This window comes from Bradyrhizobium sp. DN3 (genome assembly GCF_041357655.1).
Classification (GTDB): Bacteria; Pseudomonadota; Alphaproteobacteria; order Rhizobiales; family Xanthobacteraceae; genus Bradyrhizobium.
The window spans coordinates 254387-271885 of the sequence record NZ_JAULLN010000001.1; the positions used below are offsets into that span (position 1 = coordinate 254387).

Below are 17499 nucleotides of genomic sequence, written 5' to 3' on the forward strand. Positions count from 1 at the left end.
GCTTCACACGGCTCGGACGTTGGTCAGGAATTTGCCGACCTCGTTCTTCAGCCGGTTGGAGTCGTTCGACAGCATCTGCGCGGCCGACAGCACCTGCGAGGAGGCGGTGCCGGTCTCGGTCGCGCCGCGCTGCACGTCGGTGATGTTGGAGGAGACCTGTTGGGTGCCTTGAGCAGCCTGCTGGACGTTGCGAGCGATCTCCTGGGTTACCGCGCCCTGCTCTTCCACGGCCGCCGCGATCGCCGACGAGATTTCCGACAGACGTTCTGGGGAGAGGCCGACGACACGGTCTGGACGATCTCGCCGATCATCATTTCGAATTCGCGGGTGATGTTGTCAACGCGGCGGCCACGCTTGATCTTGGCTTCGGCGTCGGCCCCAGCGGCTTCGTCGGCGGCCTTCTTGGCGATCAGGCTTCCTTGAAGATCTGGAGCACGTCGGCCATGGTGCCGATCTCCGTCTTCTCGCCGCGATGCGGGACTTCGGAGGTTTTACGAATCAAACAAAGGGAGCAGCACCGACATCCAGCACCTGAGCACCTGTGCGGACGTTAACTACGACTCCGTACGAGTACGGAGCCCGAAAGAAATGAACAGGCGGCTAAGAATGCCCTGCGCTCAGCGCATGAGCCTAAGCGCATCGGAGAAAAACTCCGGACCGCCAAAATTGCCGGATTTCAGAGCGAGCAACATCTCGCCTGCCTGCGCACCGACCGCACGCAGCACCGGGACGCCCGCGGCTATTTCCACGCCCACGAGAAACCCAGGAATCCTCAACCGGTCGACCACGGCGCCCGACGTCTCGCCGCCCGCGACAATCAGGCGCCGGACGCCGGCCTGCACCAGGCCCTCGGCGATGTCGGCCATGGCCTGCTCGATGGCATGCCCGGCCGCGTCGCGGCCATGACGCGCCTGAACGGCGGCAACGGCTTCCGGTGTCGCGCTCGAGGCGATCAGAACAGGGCCATCCGCCAGACGCGGCCGCGCCCAGGCCAGCGCGCGCTGCGCTTCGCCAGAACCTGAAACGATCTGCTCGGGATCAAGATGTAACACCGGCATGACACGCTCGGCATTGGCGATCTGTTGAAGCGTCGCCTGCGAGCAGCTCCCGGCAAGGCACGCCGCCGGGTCGCCAACCGCCGCACCAGCGTCGCTGCCCGCCGCGCTCGACCGCACCTTTCCGGTCGACACCAGCGCCCGCGCCAGGCCAAGGCCGATGCCGGAGGCGCCGACCGACAGCCGATGCTCGGCGGCAACGAGGCCGATGGTCTCGAGGTCGCGGTCGAACACGGCGTCGATGATCGCGGCACCGATGCCCTTCTCCGCGAGTTCGGCCAGCCGCGCCCGCACGGCGTCTGCCCCGCGCGTGACTGTGGCGAGATCGACGAGGCCGATCTGCGTCTTGCTCTGGCGCGCCAAGACGCGCACCAGGTTGGAATCCCGCATCGGGTTGAGCGGATGGTCCTTCAGCGGGCTCTCGTTCAAGGGCACGGCGCCGACGAAGAGGTTGCCCTGATAGACGGTGCGGCCGGTCTCCGGAAAGGCCGGCGTCACCAGAACGACGCCTTCGCCGCAATCGGCGCGGAGCGCGTCCATGACGGGGCCGATATTGCCGGCGTCAGTGGAATCGAAGGTCGAGCAGATCTTGAACAGCACGTGGCCGGCGCCGCGGCCGCGCAGCCACGCCTCCGCCGCGCGCGAACGCGACACGGCAAGGCCCGCCTCGATCGAGCGGCTCTTCAATGACACCACGACGGCATCGACCTCGGGCAACGCCAAATCATCGGCAGGCACGCCGATGGTCTGCACGGTGCGCAAGCCGGCGCGCGTCAGCGTGTTGGCGAGATCGGAGGCGCCGGTGTAATCGTCGGCGATGCAGCCCAATGCGAGTGTCACGGCTTCACTCCAGCGTAAGGCTTGAACCAAGCGAGCCCATCCGTTGTCTTGCCGCGCGGATTGTATTCGCAGCCAATGAAGCCGGCATAGCCGAGCCGGTCGATCTCTTCGAACAGGAACGGATAGTTCAGCTCCTCGCCGTCAGGCTCGTTGCGCGAGGGGATGCTGGCGATCTGGATGTGGCCGATGATCGGCATCATCTCGCGCAGCCGCATGGTGACGTCGCCATGAATGATTTGGCAGTGATAGATGTCGAACTGGAGTTTTAGGTTCGGAAGTCGCAATTCCTGGATCAGGTCGCGCGCGAAACCGAAATCGTTGAGGAAGTAGCCGGGCACGTTGCGTGCATTGATCGGCTCGATCACGATGTCGATGCCGTGAGGTGCGAAGAACTCCGCGGCCCACGCCACTGACTTGTAGAACGCCTCGATCGCGACGCGCTCGCCGCGGTTGGCGATACCAGCCATCAGGTGCAGGCGCTTGACGCCGGTCGCCTTGGCATACGGCAGCGCCGTCTCCAGGCTGGCCTTGAGATCGGAGAAGCGCGCTGGCAACGCCGCAAAACCTTTCTCGCCGGCGTTCCAGTCGCCCGGCGGCAGATTAAACAGCGCCTGGGTCAGCCCGTTACGCTTGAGGCGCTCGCCGACCGCCTCGGCCGGATGCTCGTAGGGAAAGAGAAACTCGACGGCGGTGAAGCCGGCTTGCGCGGCGGCATCGAAGCGGTCGAGGAACGGCACCTCGGTGAACATCATCGAGAGGTTGGCGGCAAAACGGGGCATCGGAGTCCTCTCAGTTCTACTTGTCGCCGGGCAGCTTGACGCCGGTGACCTGCGCATACATTCGCGCCACCGACGCGTCGTCGTCGCGGCCCATGCCGGCGGCTGATGTCATCAGAAACATCTGGAGTGCGGCGGCGGAGACCGGCACCGGGAATCTGGCGCTGCGCGCCATGTCCTGGATGATACCAAGGTCCTTCACGAAGATCTCGACCGCGCTACGCGGCGTGTAGTCGCCGTCGAGCACATGCGGCATCCGGTTCTCGAACATCCAGGAATTGCCGGCGGAGGCCGTGATCACCTCATAGACCTTGCGGATGTCGAGGCCCTGCTTGGCCGCGAACGCCATCGCTTCCGAAGCCGCGGCGATGTGCACACCGGCGAGGAGCTGATTGATCATCTTGAAGGCAGCGCCCTGCCCTGCGGCATCACCGAGCTCATAGAGCTTTGCGGCCATGGCATCGAGCGCTGGGCGCGCGCTGGCAAAAGCGGCGGAGCTGCCGGAAGCGAGGATGGTCAGCTCGCCTTGCGCGGCGCGCTGGGCTCCGCCGGAGATCGGCGCATCCAGATAATGCCGGCCGGTGGCCTCCAACTGCTTAGCAAGGCGCCGCGCGATATCCGGGTCCATGGTCGCCGAGGATATGAAGACGCTGCCCTTCGGCATGGTCTCAGCGGCGCCGTCCTTGCCGAACAGGATGGTTTCGGTCTGGGCGGCGTTGACCACGACGCTGACCACGATATCGGCGTCCTTGGCCGCCTCGGCCGGCGTCCTGGCGCCTGCGCCGCCGTCCTTCACGAAGCGCGCGACGGCATCCGCCGAAACGTCGCAGCCGGTCACGGTATGGCCGGCACGCCTCAGCGATGTCGCCATGCCAAAGCCCATCGAGCCGAGCCCGATCACGGCGATGCGCTGATTTTGGGACGTGGAGGCGGACATGCAACTAACCCTTGCGAAACGTTTCCCGGACGGCCGCCCTTTGCGGCGGCTCGGCGCACCGATAACACGGCTTGGCCGCGCTGCCAAAGCGTGAGACAAGCAGGCATGACGGCCATGAACAACGAGACACGGCTGCGTGAGGATATCTGCCGCTTCGGGCGGTCGCTGTTCGAGCGCGGACTGACGCCGGGCTCCTCCGGCAATATCAGCGTCAAGCTGGACGATGACGGCTGGCTGGTGACACCGACCAACGCCTCGCTCGGCTTCCTCGATCCGGCGCGGCTGTCGCGGCTGGATAGAAGGGGACGGCTGGTTTCGGGCGATGCGCCGACCAAGGAAGTTCCGCTGCACACCGCCCTCTACGACACGCGCGGGAGCACGCGCGCGATCGTGCACCTGCACTCGACCCATTCGGTCGCGCTCTCGATGCTGCCCGAAATCGACCCGCGCGCCGCGCTGCCGCCGATGACGGCCTATTATCTGATGAAATGCGGCGCCACCGCGCTCGTGCCCTATTACCGCCCGGGCGACCCCGCGGTCGCGGACGCGATCAAGCGCCTGGCAGGGAAATATTCATCCGTGCTCCTCGCCAATCACGGCCCGGTGGTCGCGGGCGACACGCTGGAGGCCGCGGTGTTCGCCACGGAAGAGCTGGAGGAAACGGCCAAGCTGTACCTGCTGCTGCGCGGCATGAACCCGCGCTATCTATCGCCGGAGCAGGTGACGGATTTGGTGAAGGTGTTCGGGGTGACGTTGCCGGAGCATGGGGATGGGCATTAGCCCGGCTCTAACCCCGTCATTGCGAGCGTAGCGAAGCAATCCAGAATCCCTCCGCGGGAAGACTCTGGATTGCTTCGCTGCGCTCGCAAATGACGGATGATGTGGTGAGGACAGTAGCCCGCATGAGCGGAGCGATATGCGGGACCAGCGGACCGGAATTGATTTGCATCATCGGGATCGCGAGCACATGATCTCCCTGTAATTGACTGAAGGAGTTGTTTCATCGATCGCTAGGAGAATTGTCATGGATTTCAAAATATCCTGCGCCCTCCTCTCTGCCGCCTGCTTTATTGCCCTGCCACTTTCCGCAAACGCCCAGACGTCCGCGCGCGGCGGCGTCCCCGATCTCAAGGTCGAGGCCAATTGCAAGGCAACTCAGGAAATCGACAAGTCGCTGACCGAGCCGCAGTCCTACGAGGCCTGCATGAGCGACGAGCAAACCGCACAGCAACAGCTCGGGTCCATCTGGACGACAACGCCGGAGAAAATTCGCACCCAATGCTACGCCGAGGCCTCCGCCGGTGGCATCGAAAGCTATGTCGACCTTCTCTCCTGCATCCAGATGAATGGCTTCGGGCAACCCTCGGCACCCGCGTCGACGCTGCGCGGCGCAAGCAAGAACCGGAACAAGAAGCAATCAGGATAGGGATCGTAGCGAGCGGCTACAATCCGAGGTACGCCTTCCGCACATCCGGATTGCCCTTGATCTCCACGGACGGGCCCTGCATCAGCACGCGCCCAGTCTGCAGGATGTAGGCGCGGTCGGCGATCTCCAGACACTCGGCCATGCGCTGCTCGACGATCAGCACGGTCATGCCGGCGTCGCGGATGCGCTTCACCGCCTGAAAAATCTCGTCGACCAGTTTTGGCATGATGCCCTGCGAGGGCTCGTCCAGCATCAACAGCCGCGGGCGCGTCATCAGCGCACGGCCGATCGCGAGCATCTGCTGCTCGCCGCCGGAAAGCGTCTCGGCGCGCTGCTCGAGGCGTTCGGACAAGCGCGGGAACAGATTGAAGACGAGATCCAGCGGCTCCTCGCGGTTTGCCTCGCCGCGATAGAGATAGCTGCCGAGGCGGAGATTGTCGCGCACCGACAGGCGCGGAAACAGCCGGCGGTTCTCCGGCACATAGGCAATGCCGGTGGCGGTGATGTGATGCTGCGCCATGCCGTCGAGGCGCTTGCCGTCGAACGTCACGGAGCCCGAACGCGGGCGCTCGGCGCCGGCGATGGATTTGAGCAGCGTCGACTTGCCCGCACCGTTGGCGCCGGCGACGCAGACGATCTCGCCCTTCTGAACCTCGATCGAGACCGCGGAGATCGCAACCAGGCCCTGATAGGCCGTCGTGACTTCACGCACCGACAGCATGACGATCTCCCAGATATGCGCTGATCACCTTGGGATCGCGGACGACCTCGGAAGGCTTGCCCTCGACCAGCACCTTGCCGAGGTCGAGCACGATGGCGCGATCGACCAGCGGCATCACGATCTCCATGACATGCTCGACCATCAGCACGGTAATGCCGGCATCGCGCACCTTGCGCACCAGCGCCACGCCGGTCTGCGCCTCCGTCGGCGTCAGGCCGGTGAGCACCTCATCGAGCAGCAACAGCTTTGGCTCGGTTGCGAGCGCACGGGCGACTTCGAGGCGGCGCTTCTCGGCCGGCACGAGGTCGCTTGCGAGCACGTCGGCGCGTGCGGCAAGGCCGGTGAACTCCAGCACCTCATGCGCCTTGCGGCGCGCCTCGCGCATCACGGTGTTGCGAACCAAAGCGCCGACAATGACGTTGTCGACCACCGTCATGGTCTCAAAGCTCTTGACCACCTGGAAGGTGCGCCCGATGCCGCGCTGGCAGCGCTCGGCCGCCGGCATATGGGTGACATCCTCGCCGTCGAACCAGATCGAGCCTTGCGTCGGCGGCAAGACGCCGGCGATGAGGTTGAACAGCGTCGACTTGCCGGCGCCGTTCGGGCCGATCAGGCCGACGATCTCGCCGCGGCCGACCGAGATCGAGACATCGCTGTTGGCGACGAGGCCGCCAAAACGCTGCCAGACGCCGCGGGTTTCAAGGAGCGCGGTCATCGCGTGGCCCCCTTCGCCTTGGTACGCGAGAACAGGCTCACCAGACCCTGCGGTAACGCCAGCGAGATCAGCACGATCAGGGCGCCGTAGACGATGAGGTCGACGCCGCGCCCGGAGCCGCCGATATAGGAGCGCGTCAGCTCGGTCATCGGGATCAGGATGGCAGCCCCTAACACCGGCCCCCAGAGGGTACCGATGCCGCCGAGCACGGCCGGCAGCGCCATCAGCAGCGAGAACTGGAAGCCCATCACGCTCTCGGGATCGATATAGGCGAGAAACTGCGCATAGAAGGCGCCGCCGATGGCGACGAGGAAGGCGGAGACGGCTGCCGCGCCCATCTTGGAGTTGAACACGACGACGCCGAGGCTTTCGGCCGCCTCCGGATTGTCCTTCACCGCACGCCACCAAAAGCCCCATTTGGAGTCTTCCAGCCACCAGGTGACGAACCAGGCGAGGCAGCAGAGCGCCAGCGCGAAATAGAAGTACGGCAGCTTGGTGCGCAGGAACTGGAATTTCAGCCAGCTGTCACCCCGGATCGGAATGGTGATGCCCATCGCGGCTCCCGCCCACTCCCAGTTCTGGAACAGCAGCAGTCCGATCTCGGCGATGACGATGGTCGCGATCACGAAGTAATGGCCGCGCAGGCGGAAGAAGGGATAGCCGAGTCCCATTGCGATCAGGGCGGCAACCACGCCACCGCCGAGCATGCCGAACCAGGGCAGCACGCCGAACTTGGTGAACAAGAGCTCGGTGGTGTAGGCGCCGATGCCGAAATAGAGCGCATGGCCCAGCGAGATCTGTCCGCAATAGCCGGACAGGATGTTCCAGCTCTGCGACAGCGCCGCATACATCAAGGTCAGGACGAGGATGTTCTGGACGTAGACATCCTTGATGAACAGCGGCGCGAGCGCTGCGAGCCCGGCCAGCACCGCGGCGATGATGAGGTCGCGGCGGCGCCGCGCGGCGAAATTCTTGTCCATCACATCGACCCGAACAGGCCACGCGGCCGGATGAAGACGACGAGCAGGTAGACGGCGTAGATGCCGACCGACTTCAGCGACGGCGGCAGCACCAAGGCGGTGACGGCCTCCACGAGGCCGACGATGATGCCGCCAGCGAAGGCGCCGAACACGCTGCCGAAGCCGCCCAGCGCCACCGTGACATAAGCGATCAGCGCAAAGGACGCGCCGACATCGGGATAGATGTAGAAGAACACCGCCATGATGGCGCCGGCCAGACCGACCAGCGCGGCACCCAAGCCCCAGCCCAGCGCGAACACACGGTTCTTGTCGATGCCGACGAGGGCCACCGCGCCGGGATCCTCACGCGTCGCTTCCAACGCACGGCCGAAATCGGTGCGATGGATGAAGAAGTAGAGGCCGGCAAAGGCGAGAATCGAGACCAGCGCGCCGATCAGCTGCGGCTCCGGCAGGAAGATGCCGGCGACCGAAATGGTTTTGCCGCCGAGCCATGACTGCGGAATGCTGCGATAATCCGGCGTGAAGAAGAACTGCGCCAGGCCACGCATCACGATGGCAAGGCCAAAGGTGGAGAAGATCTGCACCATGCCGGCATTGGCCTTGGCTCGCATGGCGAAGCGTACAATGAGTAGGTAGACCACCGCTCCGAACACGAACAGCGCCGCGGCAACCAATGGCGCCGACAGCAAGGGATCGATGGCGAAGAACGCGAACAGGAAGAAGCTCGCATACATCGCGATCATCAGGAACTCGCCATGGGCGAAGTTCACGACGTCCATCAGGCCGAAGATCAGCGCGAGGCCGACCGCGATCAGTCCATAGAGCAGGCCCATGAGCAGGCCGCTCGCGAGACTCTGGATAATGGCTTGGGCTGTCAAAAGTCGTCCCCCACAAATGCGCTCAGGATAAGCGCGGAACTTCCGTCATTGCGAGGAGCTCGCGACAAAATTGCGAAGCAATTTTGCGCTGATGCGACGAAGCAATCCAGACTGTCTCCGTGGATACATTTCTGGATTGCTTCGCTTCGCTCGCAATGACGGAGAATGCGGTTAGCGGCTCGATCTTCTCGGCTCTCACAGTGCTTGGTTCCCTGCCCCGGCGCTGCGTCCCGCTTACTTCATCGGCCAGATCGCCTCGGCGATCGCGGCCTGCGGCGGGAAGATGGTGACGAACTTGCCGCCGACATATTGCAGCAGCACCGGGTCGGCGTCGTTGTTCTGGCCTGCCTCGTCGAACTTGACGCGCTTCCAGGGCATGATGGTCTGCTCGCCGGGGATGTCGGTCGCGGCCAGCGCGTCGCGGATCTTCTCGCCGTCGGTCGACTTGGCGCGGCTGATGGCGTCGGCGAGGATGATCAGGCCCATGAACTGGCGCGAGGTGAGGTCGTTGAAGTCCTTGCCCGACCGCGCCTTGAACATCTCGTTGATCTTGCCGACCATCGGGCGCTTCTGCGCGAGGTCGAGCGAGAAGGTGCCGCGCGAGATCACGCCTTCGAGCTTGTCACCGACGGCATCATAGAGCGCCTTCTCCGAGAAGCCGGCATCCTGCGCCACGATCGCGTTCGGCTTGTAACCGAGCTCGGCCATGGTCTTGACCAGGAGGATGCCGTCTGTGGTGTAGCTCGAGGGCATCAGCACGTCGGCATTGGCGGTCTTGAGCTGCTGCACCTCGGCCGACAATGACGGCGAGTTGGCGCGATACTTGATGTCGGTCACGATCTTGTAGCCGCGCTCGCCGGCGATCTTGGCCTGGGCGTTGCCGGAATCGGTGCCGAAGATGGTGTCCTCGTGGAACAACGACAGCGTCTCGATCTTGGTGCCCTTCTTCTTCATGGCATCGAAGAAATCGAACATCGCGGCCGAGTACATCTCGTCATGCGGGGCGGCGCGGAAGTAATATTTGAGGCCGCGGCGATGCAGGCTCGGCGAGGAATTGTCGGCGGAGACGAACGGGATCTGGTAGCGCTCGCAGATCTGGCTGACGGTGACGGCGACCGCGCTCTGATAGGTGCCGATGATGGCGGCGACCTTCTCCTGCGTGATCAGGCGCTCGGCCTCGGCGCGCCCCTTCTGCGGATCGGCCTGGTGGTCGGCGAACACGAGGCGCACCTTGGCGCCGCCGAGGCCCGGCAGGCCCTCGCCCTTCGCCAGCGGCAGGTCGAAATCGGTGTCCTTGTTGATGACTTCGAGCGCGGTCTCATAGGCTTTCTGGGCATCGACGCCCTGCTGCGCGCTGCCGCCGGAGAACGGATAGATCACGCCGATCACGACTTCCGAACTCTGTGCGCGCGCGGCCAGCGGCACCAGCGCGGCTGTAGCGGTAGCTCCCAACAACACGTCGCGGCGAGAGATCGTCATGGCAAAGTCCCCTGTTACTGAATTTCGGCTGATCGAATGGAGCGATTGATGGATGCGGTAAAGCCCGAACAAGCAGCAAACGCTGCCTGCTAAATCACGGCCATGGTCCTGTTCTTGAGATCCGTCACCAGCATCAGGCCGGGCGAATGCGTGATCGCGAACGGCAGCTTCGCGGCGTTGATGACCGATTGCGGCGTGACACCACAGGCCCAGAACACCGGGATCTCGTCATCTGCGACCGGCACGGGATCGCCGTAGTCGGGCTTGGCAATGTCCTTGATGCCGATCAGATGCGGATGGCCGAGATGTACCGGCGCGCCGTGCACGGCGGGATAGCGCGAGGTGATCTGCACCGCGCGGATCGCATCCGCCGGCTTGAACGGACGCATCGACACCACCATCGGGCCGGCAAACGGTCCGGCCTCGCTGCAGGCGATGTTGGTGCGGTACATCGGCACGCGCACGTTCTTCTCGATGTGGCGGATCGGCATTCCCTCGTCGAGCAGGGCCTCTTCGAACGAGAAGGAGCAGCCGAGCACAAAGGTGACGAGATCGTCGCGCCAATACGACGTCACGTCGGTCGGTTCGTCCACGACCTCGCCGTCGCGCCAGACTCGATAGCGCGGAACGTCGGTGCGGATGTCGAGATCGGCGCCGAGCGAAGGGATGTAAGGGCTGCCGACGTCGGACATGCCGATGATCGGGCACGGCTTGGGATTGAGCTGGCAGAAGCGGTGAAAGGCGCCGGCATATTCCGCCGGCAGGATCGCCAGATTGCCCTGAACGAATCCTGGGGCGACGCCGGCGGTGGAGGCGACCAGCCCGTTGCGATAGGCGAGCCGGGCCTTGCGGCTCGGGAGCATGTCGGGCGTTTCAGTTTGCTGCGCTGCCACCAAAACAGTCATGGGATCGACCTGCCTATAAACTCGACAAAGACAAGCCAACACCAAGCGTGCTATAAAGTCTAATCGTCGTTTCTAATCAATCTCGATAAATCTGATTTATCGACTGGGAAAATCCTTCCAATGCTGGACTTCAGGTCGATCGAGACATTCCTCTGGGTTGTGAAGCTCGGCAGCTTTCGGGGCGCTGCACAACGGCTCAATACCACCCAGCCAGCGATCTCCCAGCGCATCGCCCAGCTCGAGCGCGAGATGGGCGTGAAGCTCCTCAATCGCGATCATCGCGTCGCCTCGCCGACGCCGAGCGGCCGGCAGATGATGGTCTATGCGGAGAAGCTGATCGGCCTGCGCGCCGCGATGATGGCGGAGATCGGCGATCGCTCGGCAATGCGCGGCGTCATGCGGCTCGGCGTCGCCGAGACCATCGTGCACACTTGGCTGCCGCGCCTGGTGAAGAGCGTGAACGAGGTCTATCCGAACCTGTCGCTGGAGATCGAGGTCGACATCACGCCGAACCTCACCGCGCGCCTGCTCGCGCAGGAGATCGAGCTTGCGTTTGTGGTGGGACCGCTGTCCACTTCCGGCGTGCACAATCGCGTGCTCGCCGATTATCCGATCGGCTTCCTCGCAAGCCCCTCGCTCGGCCTCGGCCAGGGTCCGGTGACGCCGGCGGAGCTCGCACGATTTCCGATCATCACCTTTCCGCGCAAGACCAAGCCTTACGAGGTCGTGCGCGAAGTGTTCGACCGGCCTGAGCTGCCGCCGATCCGGCTGCACGCCTCCGCCTCGCTGGCCACCGTCATCCACATGGCGGTCGAAGGACTCGGCATCGCCGTGATCCCCGACGCCATCGTCGAGAACGAGCTTGCCGACGGGCGGCTGCAACTGCTCGACACCGATCTCGCGATCGCGCCGCTGACCTTCACCGCGAGCTGGCTCGCCTCGCCCGACGTCGTGGCAGTCGAGCGCGTCGCTGAGCTGGCACGGCAAATTGCGCAGAGCAGCCTCGCGGTTGACGCGCCCGCGCTGGCGCGTCATTGAAAAAGGCGCCGGACAATTGAGAGACTGACCGCATGAGCCGAGCCGCCACCAACCTGCAGATCGATTCCGCCCGCCTCTGGGGCTCCATCCACGAGACCGCGCAGTTCGGCGCGACGGCCAAGGGCGGCGTGCGGCGGCTGACGCTCAGCTCCGAGGACAAGCAGGTCCGCGACTGGTTCCGTAAGGCCTGCGAAGACGCGGGCCTGGAGGTGCATGTCGATGCGCTCGGCTCGATGTTCGGCCTGCGCAAGGGACGCGACATGTCGAAGCCGCCCGTCGGCATCGGCTCGCATCTCGACACGCAGCCGACCGGCGGCAAGTATGACGGCATTCTGGGTACGCTCGGCGCACTCGAAGTGATCCGCACGCTGAACGATGCCGGCATCGAAACCGAAGCGCCGATCTGCGTCGTCAACTGGACCAACGAGGAAGGCTCGCGCTTCGCACCGGCGATGATGGCCTCCGCGGCTTATGTCGGCGACTTCACCACCGACGACATTTTGTCGCGCAAGGACGCCGAGGGTACGACCGTCGGCCAGGCCCTCGACGGCATCGGCTATCGCGGCGACAAGCCGGTCGGTTTCCAGAAGCTCGGCTGCTTCGTCGAGCTGCACATCGAGCAGGGCCCGATCCTGGAGGCCGAAGGCAAGAGCATCGGCGTGGTCGATTCCGGCCAGGGCGTGCTGTGGTATGACGGCAAGATTTCCGGCTTCGAGAGCCATGCCGGCTCGACGCCGATGCCGCTGCGGCGCGACGCGCTGGCGACACTGTCGGAGATCGTGCTGGCGATGGAAGCGATCGCGAAAAAGCATGGACCGAACGCGGTCGGCACCATCGGCGAGGCCGTGATCGCAAACCCCTCACGCAACGTCATTCCCGGCGAGATCGCTTTCACCATGGATTGCCGCAGCGCGGATGGCGCCATCATGGACGCGCTCGATCGCGATTTGCGCGCCGCGATTGCCGAGATCGCCGCGCGCCGCAAGGTCGAGGTCAAGATCGACCTGGTCTGGCGCAAGCCGCCGACGCATTTCGATCCCAAGCTGATTGCGGCGGTCGAGAACGCGGCGAAGACGCTCGGCTATTCGTCTCGCCGCATCACCTCCGGAGCTGGCCACGACGCCTGCAACCTCAACACCATCATGCCGGCGGCAATGGTGTTCGTGCCCTGCAAGGACGGCATCAGCCACAACGAGCTGGAGGATGCCACGCAGCCCGACTGCGCCGCGGGCACCAACGTGCTCATGCATACCGTGCTGGCGATCGCCGGCGTCGCATCCTGACCGGAGAGAACCATGCGCGGAGTTTTCGTCGACGCCAATGAAACGCTTGCCGTGATCATGGAGCGGCTGGAGAAGCCGGGCGATCCCAAGGTCCGGATCCACAGGGACCCCAACATCAAGCCCGAACAATATCCCGAGATCCTCGACGGCGCCGAAATCGCCATCGTCGATCACACCGCGCTGCCGACCGACGTCGCGAAGAAGTGCGCCGGGCTGAAGCACGTCGTGTTCCTCGGCACCGGCGCGCGCAGCTACATGAATCCGGAGAAACTGGCCGAACTCGGCATCTCGGTGCATCTGATCAAGGGCTACGGCGACACGGCAGTGGCGGAATCCGCGATCGCGCTGATGTGGGCCTCCGCCCGCGTCATCGCGATGATGGATCGCGAGATGCGCGGCGGCAACTGGCTGCGCGAGGACGGCATGCAGCTCACCGGCAAGACGCTCGGACTGATCGGCTTCGGCGGTATCGCCGCGGAAGTTGCCCGCATTGCGTCCGGCAGCGGCATGAAGGTGATCGCCTGGAACCGCTCGCCGAAGAGCTGTCCTGGCGTCGAGTTCACCGATCTCGACACCGTGCTGGCAAGGAGCGACGTGGTGTCGCTGCATCTGCTGCTCAACGATGAGACGCGCGGCATGATCACGCGCGAGAAGATCCTTGCGATGAAGCGCGGCGTCATCCTCATCAACACCGCTCGCGCCGCGATCGTCGACGAAGCCGCGATGATCGACGCGCTGAAGTCGGGCCACATCCGCCATGCCGGTCTCGACGTCTTCAACATCGAGCCGCTGCCCGGCGATCATCCGCTGACGAAATTGCCGAACGTGACACTGTCGGCGCATTCCGCCTTCCGCACCCCGGAAGCGAGCGAGAATCTGATTGAAGCGGCGTGGGAGCACTGCCGCCGGATCGTAAGTTCGTAGGTGGGTTAGCGAAGCGTAACCCACCACTGTCTATTTCCGCTGGGACAGAAGAGGTGGGTTGCGGCTTCGCCTAACCCACCCTACGCCCCCCGCCGGATCGTAAGAGGATAAGAGCAATAACAAATGGCCGATTACCGCACCATCAAGGCAGAGCCGCTCACCAACGCCATCCACGCCATCGTCAAGGCCGGCGGCTCCTCGGACCGCGAGGCCGAGCTCGTGTCCACCAACCTCGTCGAGGCCAATCTGAAGGGACATGACTCCCACGGCGTCGGCATGATCCCGCGCTATGTTCAGAGCGTCACGACAGGCGGACTCGCCGTGAACCAGCACGTCAAGATCGTGCTCGACACCGGTCCGCTGCTCACCCTCGACGGCCTGACCGGCTACGGCCAGGTGATCGGCCATGAGGCGATGGAGTTGGCTGCCGAGCGCGCCAAGAAAAATGGCGTGTGCCTCGTCGGCCTCTCGAACTCGCACCATATCGGCCGCATCGGTCACTGGGCCGAGCAATGCATCGACCACGGGCTGGTCTCGATCCACTTCGTCAACGTGATCTCGCGCCCGATCGTGGCGCCCTGGGGCGGCAGCGATGCGCGCCACGGCACCAATCCGTTCTGCGTCGGCATCCCGCGCCGGGGCAAGGACCCCATCGTGCTCGACTTCGCCACCAGCAGGATCGCGCAGGGCAAGACCCGCGTCGCCCACAACAAGGGCGTCGAGCTCGAGCCCAGCACCATCATCGACGATGAAGGCAAGCCCACGGTCAATCCGCGCTACACCGTGATCCCGCCATACGGCGCGATCCTGCCGTTCGGCGAGCACAAGGGTTCGGGGCTCGCGCTGGTGTGCGAAATCCTCGGCGGCGCGCTCTCCGGCGGGCAGGTGGTCAAGGGCCCGTCCGACGGCAAGTACAACGTCCTCAACGGCATGCTCTCGATCGTCATCGACCCTGGCAAGCTCGGCACTGGCGAGAACCTCGCGCGCGAAGTCGAGAGTTTCGTTGCCTGGCACACCGGCTCGCCGCCCGGCCCCGGCGTCGACAAGGTCAGAATCGCCGGCGAGCCCGAGCGCGAGACCAAGAAGAAGCGCCTCGCCGAAGGCATTCCGGTCGATCCGACCACCTGGCAGGAAATTCTCGAGGCCGGGAAGAAGTTCGGGATGGATCAAGCCGCGATCGAGAAGATCGTGGGGTAAGTAATCTGCTGCGCGGGAATGGAAGAGTCACTTTCCGCGCTGCCCTCCCTTCTCCCCTTGTGGGAGAAGGTGGCATAGGCGGCCTTCGGCCGCCGTTCTTGGGAACGCCGATGCTTCGCATCGGCTATGGCGCCGGATGAGGGGTTCGCTCCACGAGGTGTCCTTCAAATGAGAGGCCTATCTCCGCGGATAGAGACCCCTCACCCGGCCTCGATGCTCCGCATCGAAGCCACCCTCTCCCACAAGGGGAGAGGGTGAAGCACCGAACTAATCCACCATCTCCGCGACGGCCTTGCCGCAGGCCGTCGTGTCCGCGTTACCGCCGAGGTCCTTGGTCCGGAGCGTGCGTTCGGCGAGCGTGCGCTCGATCGCGTCGACGATCGACTTGGCGGCTTCCTTCTCGCCGAGATGTTCCAACATCATCGCGCCCGACCAGATCATGCCGATCGGGTTGGCGATGCCCTGCCCCGCGATGTCAGGCGCCGAGCCGTGCACCGGCTCGAACACCGAGGGGAAATCGCCCTCGGGATTGATGTTGCCTGACGGCGCAATGCCGATGGTGCCGGTGCAGGCCGGGCCGAGATCGGAGAGGATGTCGCCGAACAGATTGGAGCCGACCACGACGTCGAACCAGTCCGGATGCAGCACGAAGTTCGCGGTAAGAATGTCGATGTGGTACTTGTCCCACTTCACGCCCGGGAACTTCTTGGCCATCGCCTCCACGCGTTCGTCCCAATAGGGCATCGTGATGGAGATGCCGTTCGATTTCGTCGCCGACGTCAGGTGCTTCTTCGGCCGCGACTGCGCGAGCTCGAAGGCGAACTTCAAAATGCGATCCACGCCGGTGCGGGTCATCACCGTCTGCTGCGTCACGAACTCACGGTCGGTGTCCGGGAACATGCGGCCGCCGACGGAGGAATATTCGCCTTCCGTGTTCTCGCGCACCACCCAGAAATCGATGTCGCCGGGCTTGCGGTTCGCCAGCGGCGACGGCACGCCGGGCATCAGCCGAACCGGGCGCAGGTTCACATACTGGTCGAACTCGCGACGAAACTTGATCAACGAGCCCCACAGCGAGACGTGGTCCGGAATCTTGGCCGGCCAACCGACCGCACCGAAATAGATCGCATCGTGCTTGCCGATCTTTTCTTTCCAGTCATCCGGCATCATCTGGCCGTGCTTCTCGTAATAGTCCCAGGACGAGAAGTCGAAATGGTCGAATTGCAGGGACACCCCGTGCTTCTTCGCCGCCGCCTCCAGAACGCGCTGGCCCTCAGGCATCACTTCCTTGCCGATGCCGTCGCCGGGAATGACCGCGATCCGGTATTGTTTCTTGCTCATCGAGAATGTCCCTGGTTGGTTCGGCAGCCGCCGCCTTTTGATCGCACTGCAATGGACCAAACGCGGCGGCAGTGCAACGCTGCACTGCAATGTTGACCATGGCGCGACCGAGCGCCTACTGATTTGATCCTGTTCCTGTCCTGCGAGTCCCCTTCATGGATCTGCATCTGCGTGGCAAGCGCGTCCTGATCACGGGCGCATCCAAGGGCATCGGCGCGGCCGCCGCCGAGGCGTTTGCCGAGGAAGGCGCGCATCTGCTGCTCGCTGCCCGCAGCGGCGAGCAGCTCAAGGCGCTGGCCGAGCGGTTGCGCTCCGCGCACCAGGTCGATGCCGCGCCGAGTATCGTCGATCTACGCAAAGCCGAGGACATCGCGCGGCTCGCCAAGGAAGCTGCGGACATCGACATCCTCGTCAACAACGCCGGCGACATCCCTGGCGGGTCCATCGACAAGATCGACGAGGCGACCTGGCGGCACGCCTGGGAATTGAAAGTGTTCGGCTACATCAACCTCACGCGGCAGATCTATGCGCAGATGAAGGCCAAGGGCGGCGGCGTGATCATCAACGACATCGGCGCCGCCGGCGAGAAGTTCGATGCCAATTACATCTGCGGCAGCGCCGGCAATGCCGCGCTGATGGCCTTCACCCGTGCGCTCGGGGGAAAAAGTCTCGCCGACAACATCCGCGTGGTGGGCATCAATCCCGGCCCTGTCGGCACCGACCGCCACGTCACCCTGCTCAAGACGCGGGCAAAGCACCAATTCGGCGACGAGAGCCGCTACAAGGAATTCCAGAAGAGCCTGCCGCTCGGCCGCCCTGCGCATGCGCGCGAGATCGGCGATCTCATGGCGTTCCTGGCGTCGGACCGCTCGGGCTATACGTCGGGGGTGATCTACACCGTGGACGGCGGCATCAGCTCCGGATGGGGCTAACTCTATCCCCGTCATTGCGAGCGAAGCGAAGCAATCCAGAAATGCCCCCGCGGTGAAAAGACTGGATTGCTT

17 protein-coding genes and 1 pseudogene are annotated in these 17499 nt (G+C 64.3%); 7 read left to right on the forward strand and 11 right to left on the reverse strand.

Going from position 1 to position 17499, the window contains the following annotated elements:
• Positions 1–3: 3 nt before the first annotated feature.
• The 4 genes and pseudogenes from AAE027_RS01090 to ltnD form a co-directional block, all read right to left on the reverse strand.
• Positions 4–267, reverse strand: a pseudogene (locus AAE027_RS01090) (methyl-accepting chemotaxis protein); the annotation flags it as partial.
• A gap of 350 nt (positions 268–617) precedes the next feature.
• Positions 618–1895 (reverse strand): 3-oxo-tetronate kinase, encoded by a 1278-nt coding sequence (otnK, locus tag AAE027_RS01095; RefSeq protein WP_370985163.1) that lies wholly within the window; start codon positions 1893–1895, stop codon positions 618–620.
• A complete protein-coding gene (gene otnI, locus AAE027_RS01100; protein WP_370985161.1) occupies positions 1892–2674 on the reverse strand; it encodes a 2-oxo-tetronate isomerase in 783 nt (260 codons plus the stop codon). The genes otnK and otnI overlap by 4 nt, the downstream gene beginning before the upstream one ends.
• A 16-nt stretch (positions 2675–2690) precedes the next feature.
• Positions 2691–3608 carry an L-threonate dehydrogenase gene (gene ltnD / locus AAE027_RS01105; protein WP_370985160.1) on the reverse strand — a complete coding sequence of 306 codons (918 nt, stop codon included), beginning with the start codon at positions 3606–3608 and terminating at the stop codon, positions 2691–2693.
• Between the two features lie 105 nt (positions 3609–3713).
• Here ltnD and otnC point away from each other — a divergent pair, with 105 nt between their 5' ends.
• Positions 3714–4388, forward strand: coding sequence for a 3-oxo-tetronate 4-phosphate decarboxylase (gene otnC / locus AAE027_RS01110; RefSeq protein ID WP_370985159.1), 675 nt, complete (start codon positions 3714–3716; stop codon positions 4386–4388).
• 244 nt (positions 4389–4632) lie between these two features.
• The gene (locus AAE027_RS01115) at positions 4633–5034 is read left to right on the forward strand and encodes a hypothetical protein (protein ID WP_128935067.1); all 402 of its coding nucleotides are present in this window, start codon (positions 4633–4635) and stop codon (positions 5032–5034) included.
• A 16-nt stretch (positions 5035–5050) separates the two neighbouring features.
• Here the strand turns inward: AAE027_RS01115 and AAE027_RS01120 are convergent, their stop codons facing one another.
• The 6 genes from AAE027_RS01120 to AAE027_RS01145 all read right to left on the reverse strand — a co-directional run bounded on the left by AAE027_RS01120 (position 5051) and on the right by AAE027_RS01145 (position 10712).
• Entirely contained in the window at positions 5051–5755 is a 705-nt protein-coding gene (locus tag AAE027_RS01120; protein WP_370985158.1) for an ABC transporter ATP-binding protein, read from the reverse strand.
• Entirely contained in the window at positions 5739–6470 is a 732-nt protein-coding gene (locus AAE027_RS01125; protein WP_128955474.1) for an ABC transporter ATP-binding protein, read from the reverse strand. Before AAE027_RS01125 ends, AAE027_RS01120 begins: the two co-directional genes overlap by 17 nt.
• Complete coding sequence (locus AAE027_RS01130; protein WP_370985157.1) at positions 6467–7450, reverse strand: branched-chain amino acid ABC transporter permease; 984 nt, start codon at positions 7448–7450, stop codon at positions 6467–6469. Before AAE027_RS01130 ends, AAE027_RS01125 begins: the two co-directional genes overlap by 4 nt.
• Positions 7450–8328 carry a branched-chain amino acid ABC transporter permease gene (locus AAE027_RS01135; RefSeq protein ID WP_091895304.1) on the reverse strand — a complete coding sequence of 293 codons (879 nt, stop codon included), beginning with the start codon at positions 8326–8328 and terminating at the stop codon, positions 7450–7452. The genes AAE027_RS01130 and AAE027_RS01135 overlap by 1 nt, the downstream gene beginning before the upstream one ends.
• Before the next feature lie 234 nt (positions 8329–8562).
• Positions 8563–9807 carry an ABC transporter substrate-binding protein gene (locus AAE027_RS01140; protein WP_370985156.1) on the reverse strand — a complete coding sequence of 415 codons (1245 nt, stop codon included), beginning with the start codon at positions 9805–9807 and terminating at the stop codon, positions 8563–8565.
• An 89-nt stretch (positions 9808–9896) separates the two neighbouring features.
• Positions 9897–10712 carry a putative hydro-lyase gene (locus AAE027_RS01145; protein ID WP_370985155.1) on the reverse strand — a complete coding sequence of 272 codons (816 nt, stop codon included), beginning with the start codon at positions 10710–10712 and terminating at the stop codon, positions 9897–9899.
• Between the two features lie 120 nt (positions 10713–10832).
• Between AAE027_RS01145 and AAE027_RS01150 the strand changes: the two genes are divergently transcribed.
• The 4 genes from AAE027_RS01150 to AAE027_RS01165 all read left to right on the forward strand — a co-directional run bounded on the left by AAE027_RS01150 (position 10833) and on the right by AAE027_RS01165 (position 15154).
• Positions 10833–11750, forward strand: coding sequence for a LysR family transcriptional regulator (locus AAE027_RS01150; protein ID WP_370985154.1), 918 nt, complete (start codon positions 10833–10835; stop codon positions 11748–11750).
• A 32-nt stretch (positions 11751–11782) separates the two neighbouring features.
• Complete coding sequence (locus tag AAE027_RS01155) at positions 11783–13033, forward strand: Zn-dependent hydrolase (RefSeq protein ID WP_370985153.1); 1251 nt, start codon at positions 11783–11785, stop codon at positions 13031–13033.
• A 12-nt stretch (positions 13034–13045) separates the two neighbouring features.
• Entirely contained in the window at positions 13046–13957 is a 912-nt protein-coding gene (locus AAE027_RS01160; RefSeq protein WP_370985152.1) for an NAD(P)-dependent oxidoreductase, read from the forward strand.
• 123 nt (positions 13958–14080) lie between these two features.
• Positions 14081–15154, forward strand: a complete 1074-nt coding sequence (locus AAE027_RS01165) for a malate/lactate/ureidoglycolate dehydrogenase (RefSeq protein WP_370985151.1) — start codon at positions 14081–14083, stop codon at positions 15152–15154.
• 267 nt (positions 15155–15421) lie between these two features.
• On the opposite strand, the gene AAE027_RS01170 is transcribed toward AAE027_RS01165, so the two are convergent.
• A complete protein-coding gene (locus AAE027_RS01170; RefSeq protein WP_370985150.1) occupies positions 15422–16495 on the reverse strand; it encodes a tartrate dehydrogenase in 1074 nt (357 codons plus the stop codon).
• A gap of 155 nt (positions 16496–16650) precedes the next feature.
• Between AAE027_RS01170 and AAE027_RS01175 the strand changes: the two genes are divergently transcribed.
• Positions 16651–17427: an SDR family oxidoreductase gene (locus AAE027_RS01175; RefSeq protein WP_370985149.1), complete on the forward strand. Its 777-nt coding sequence runs from the start codon at positions 16651–16653 to the stop codon at positions 17425–17427.
• Positions 17428–17499 lie beyond the last annotated feature (72 nt).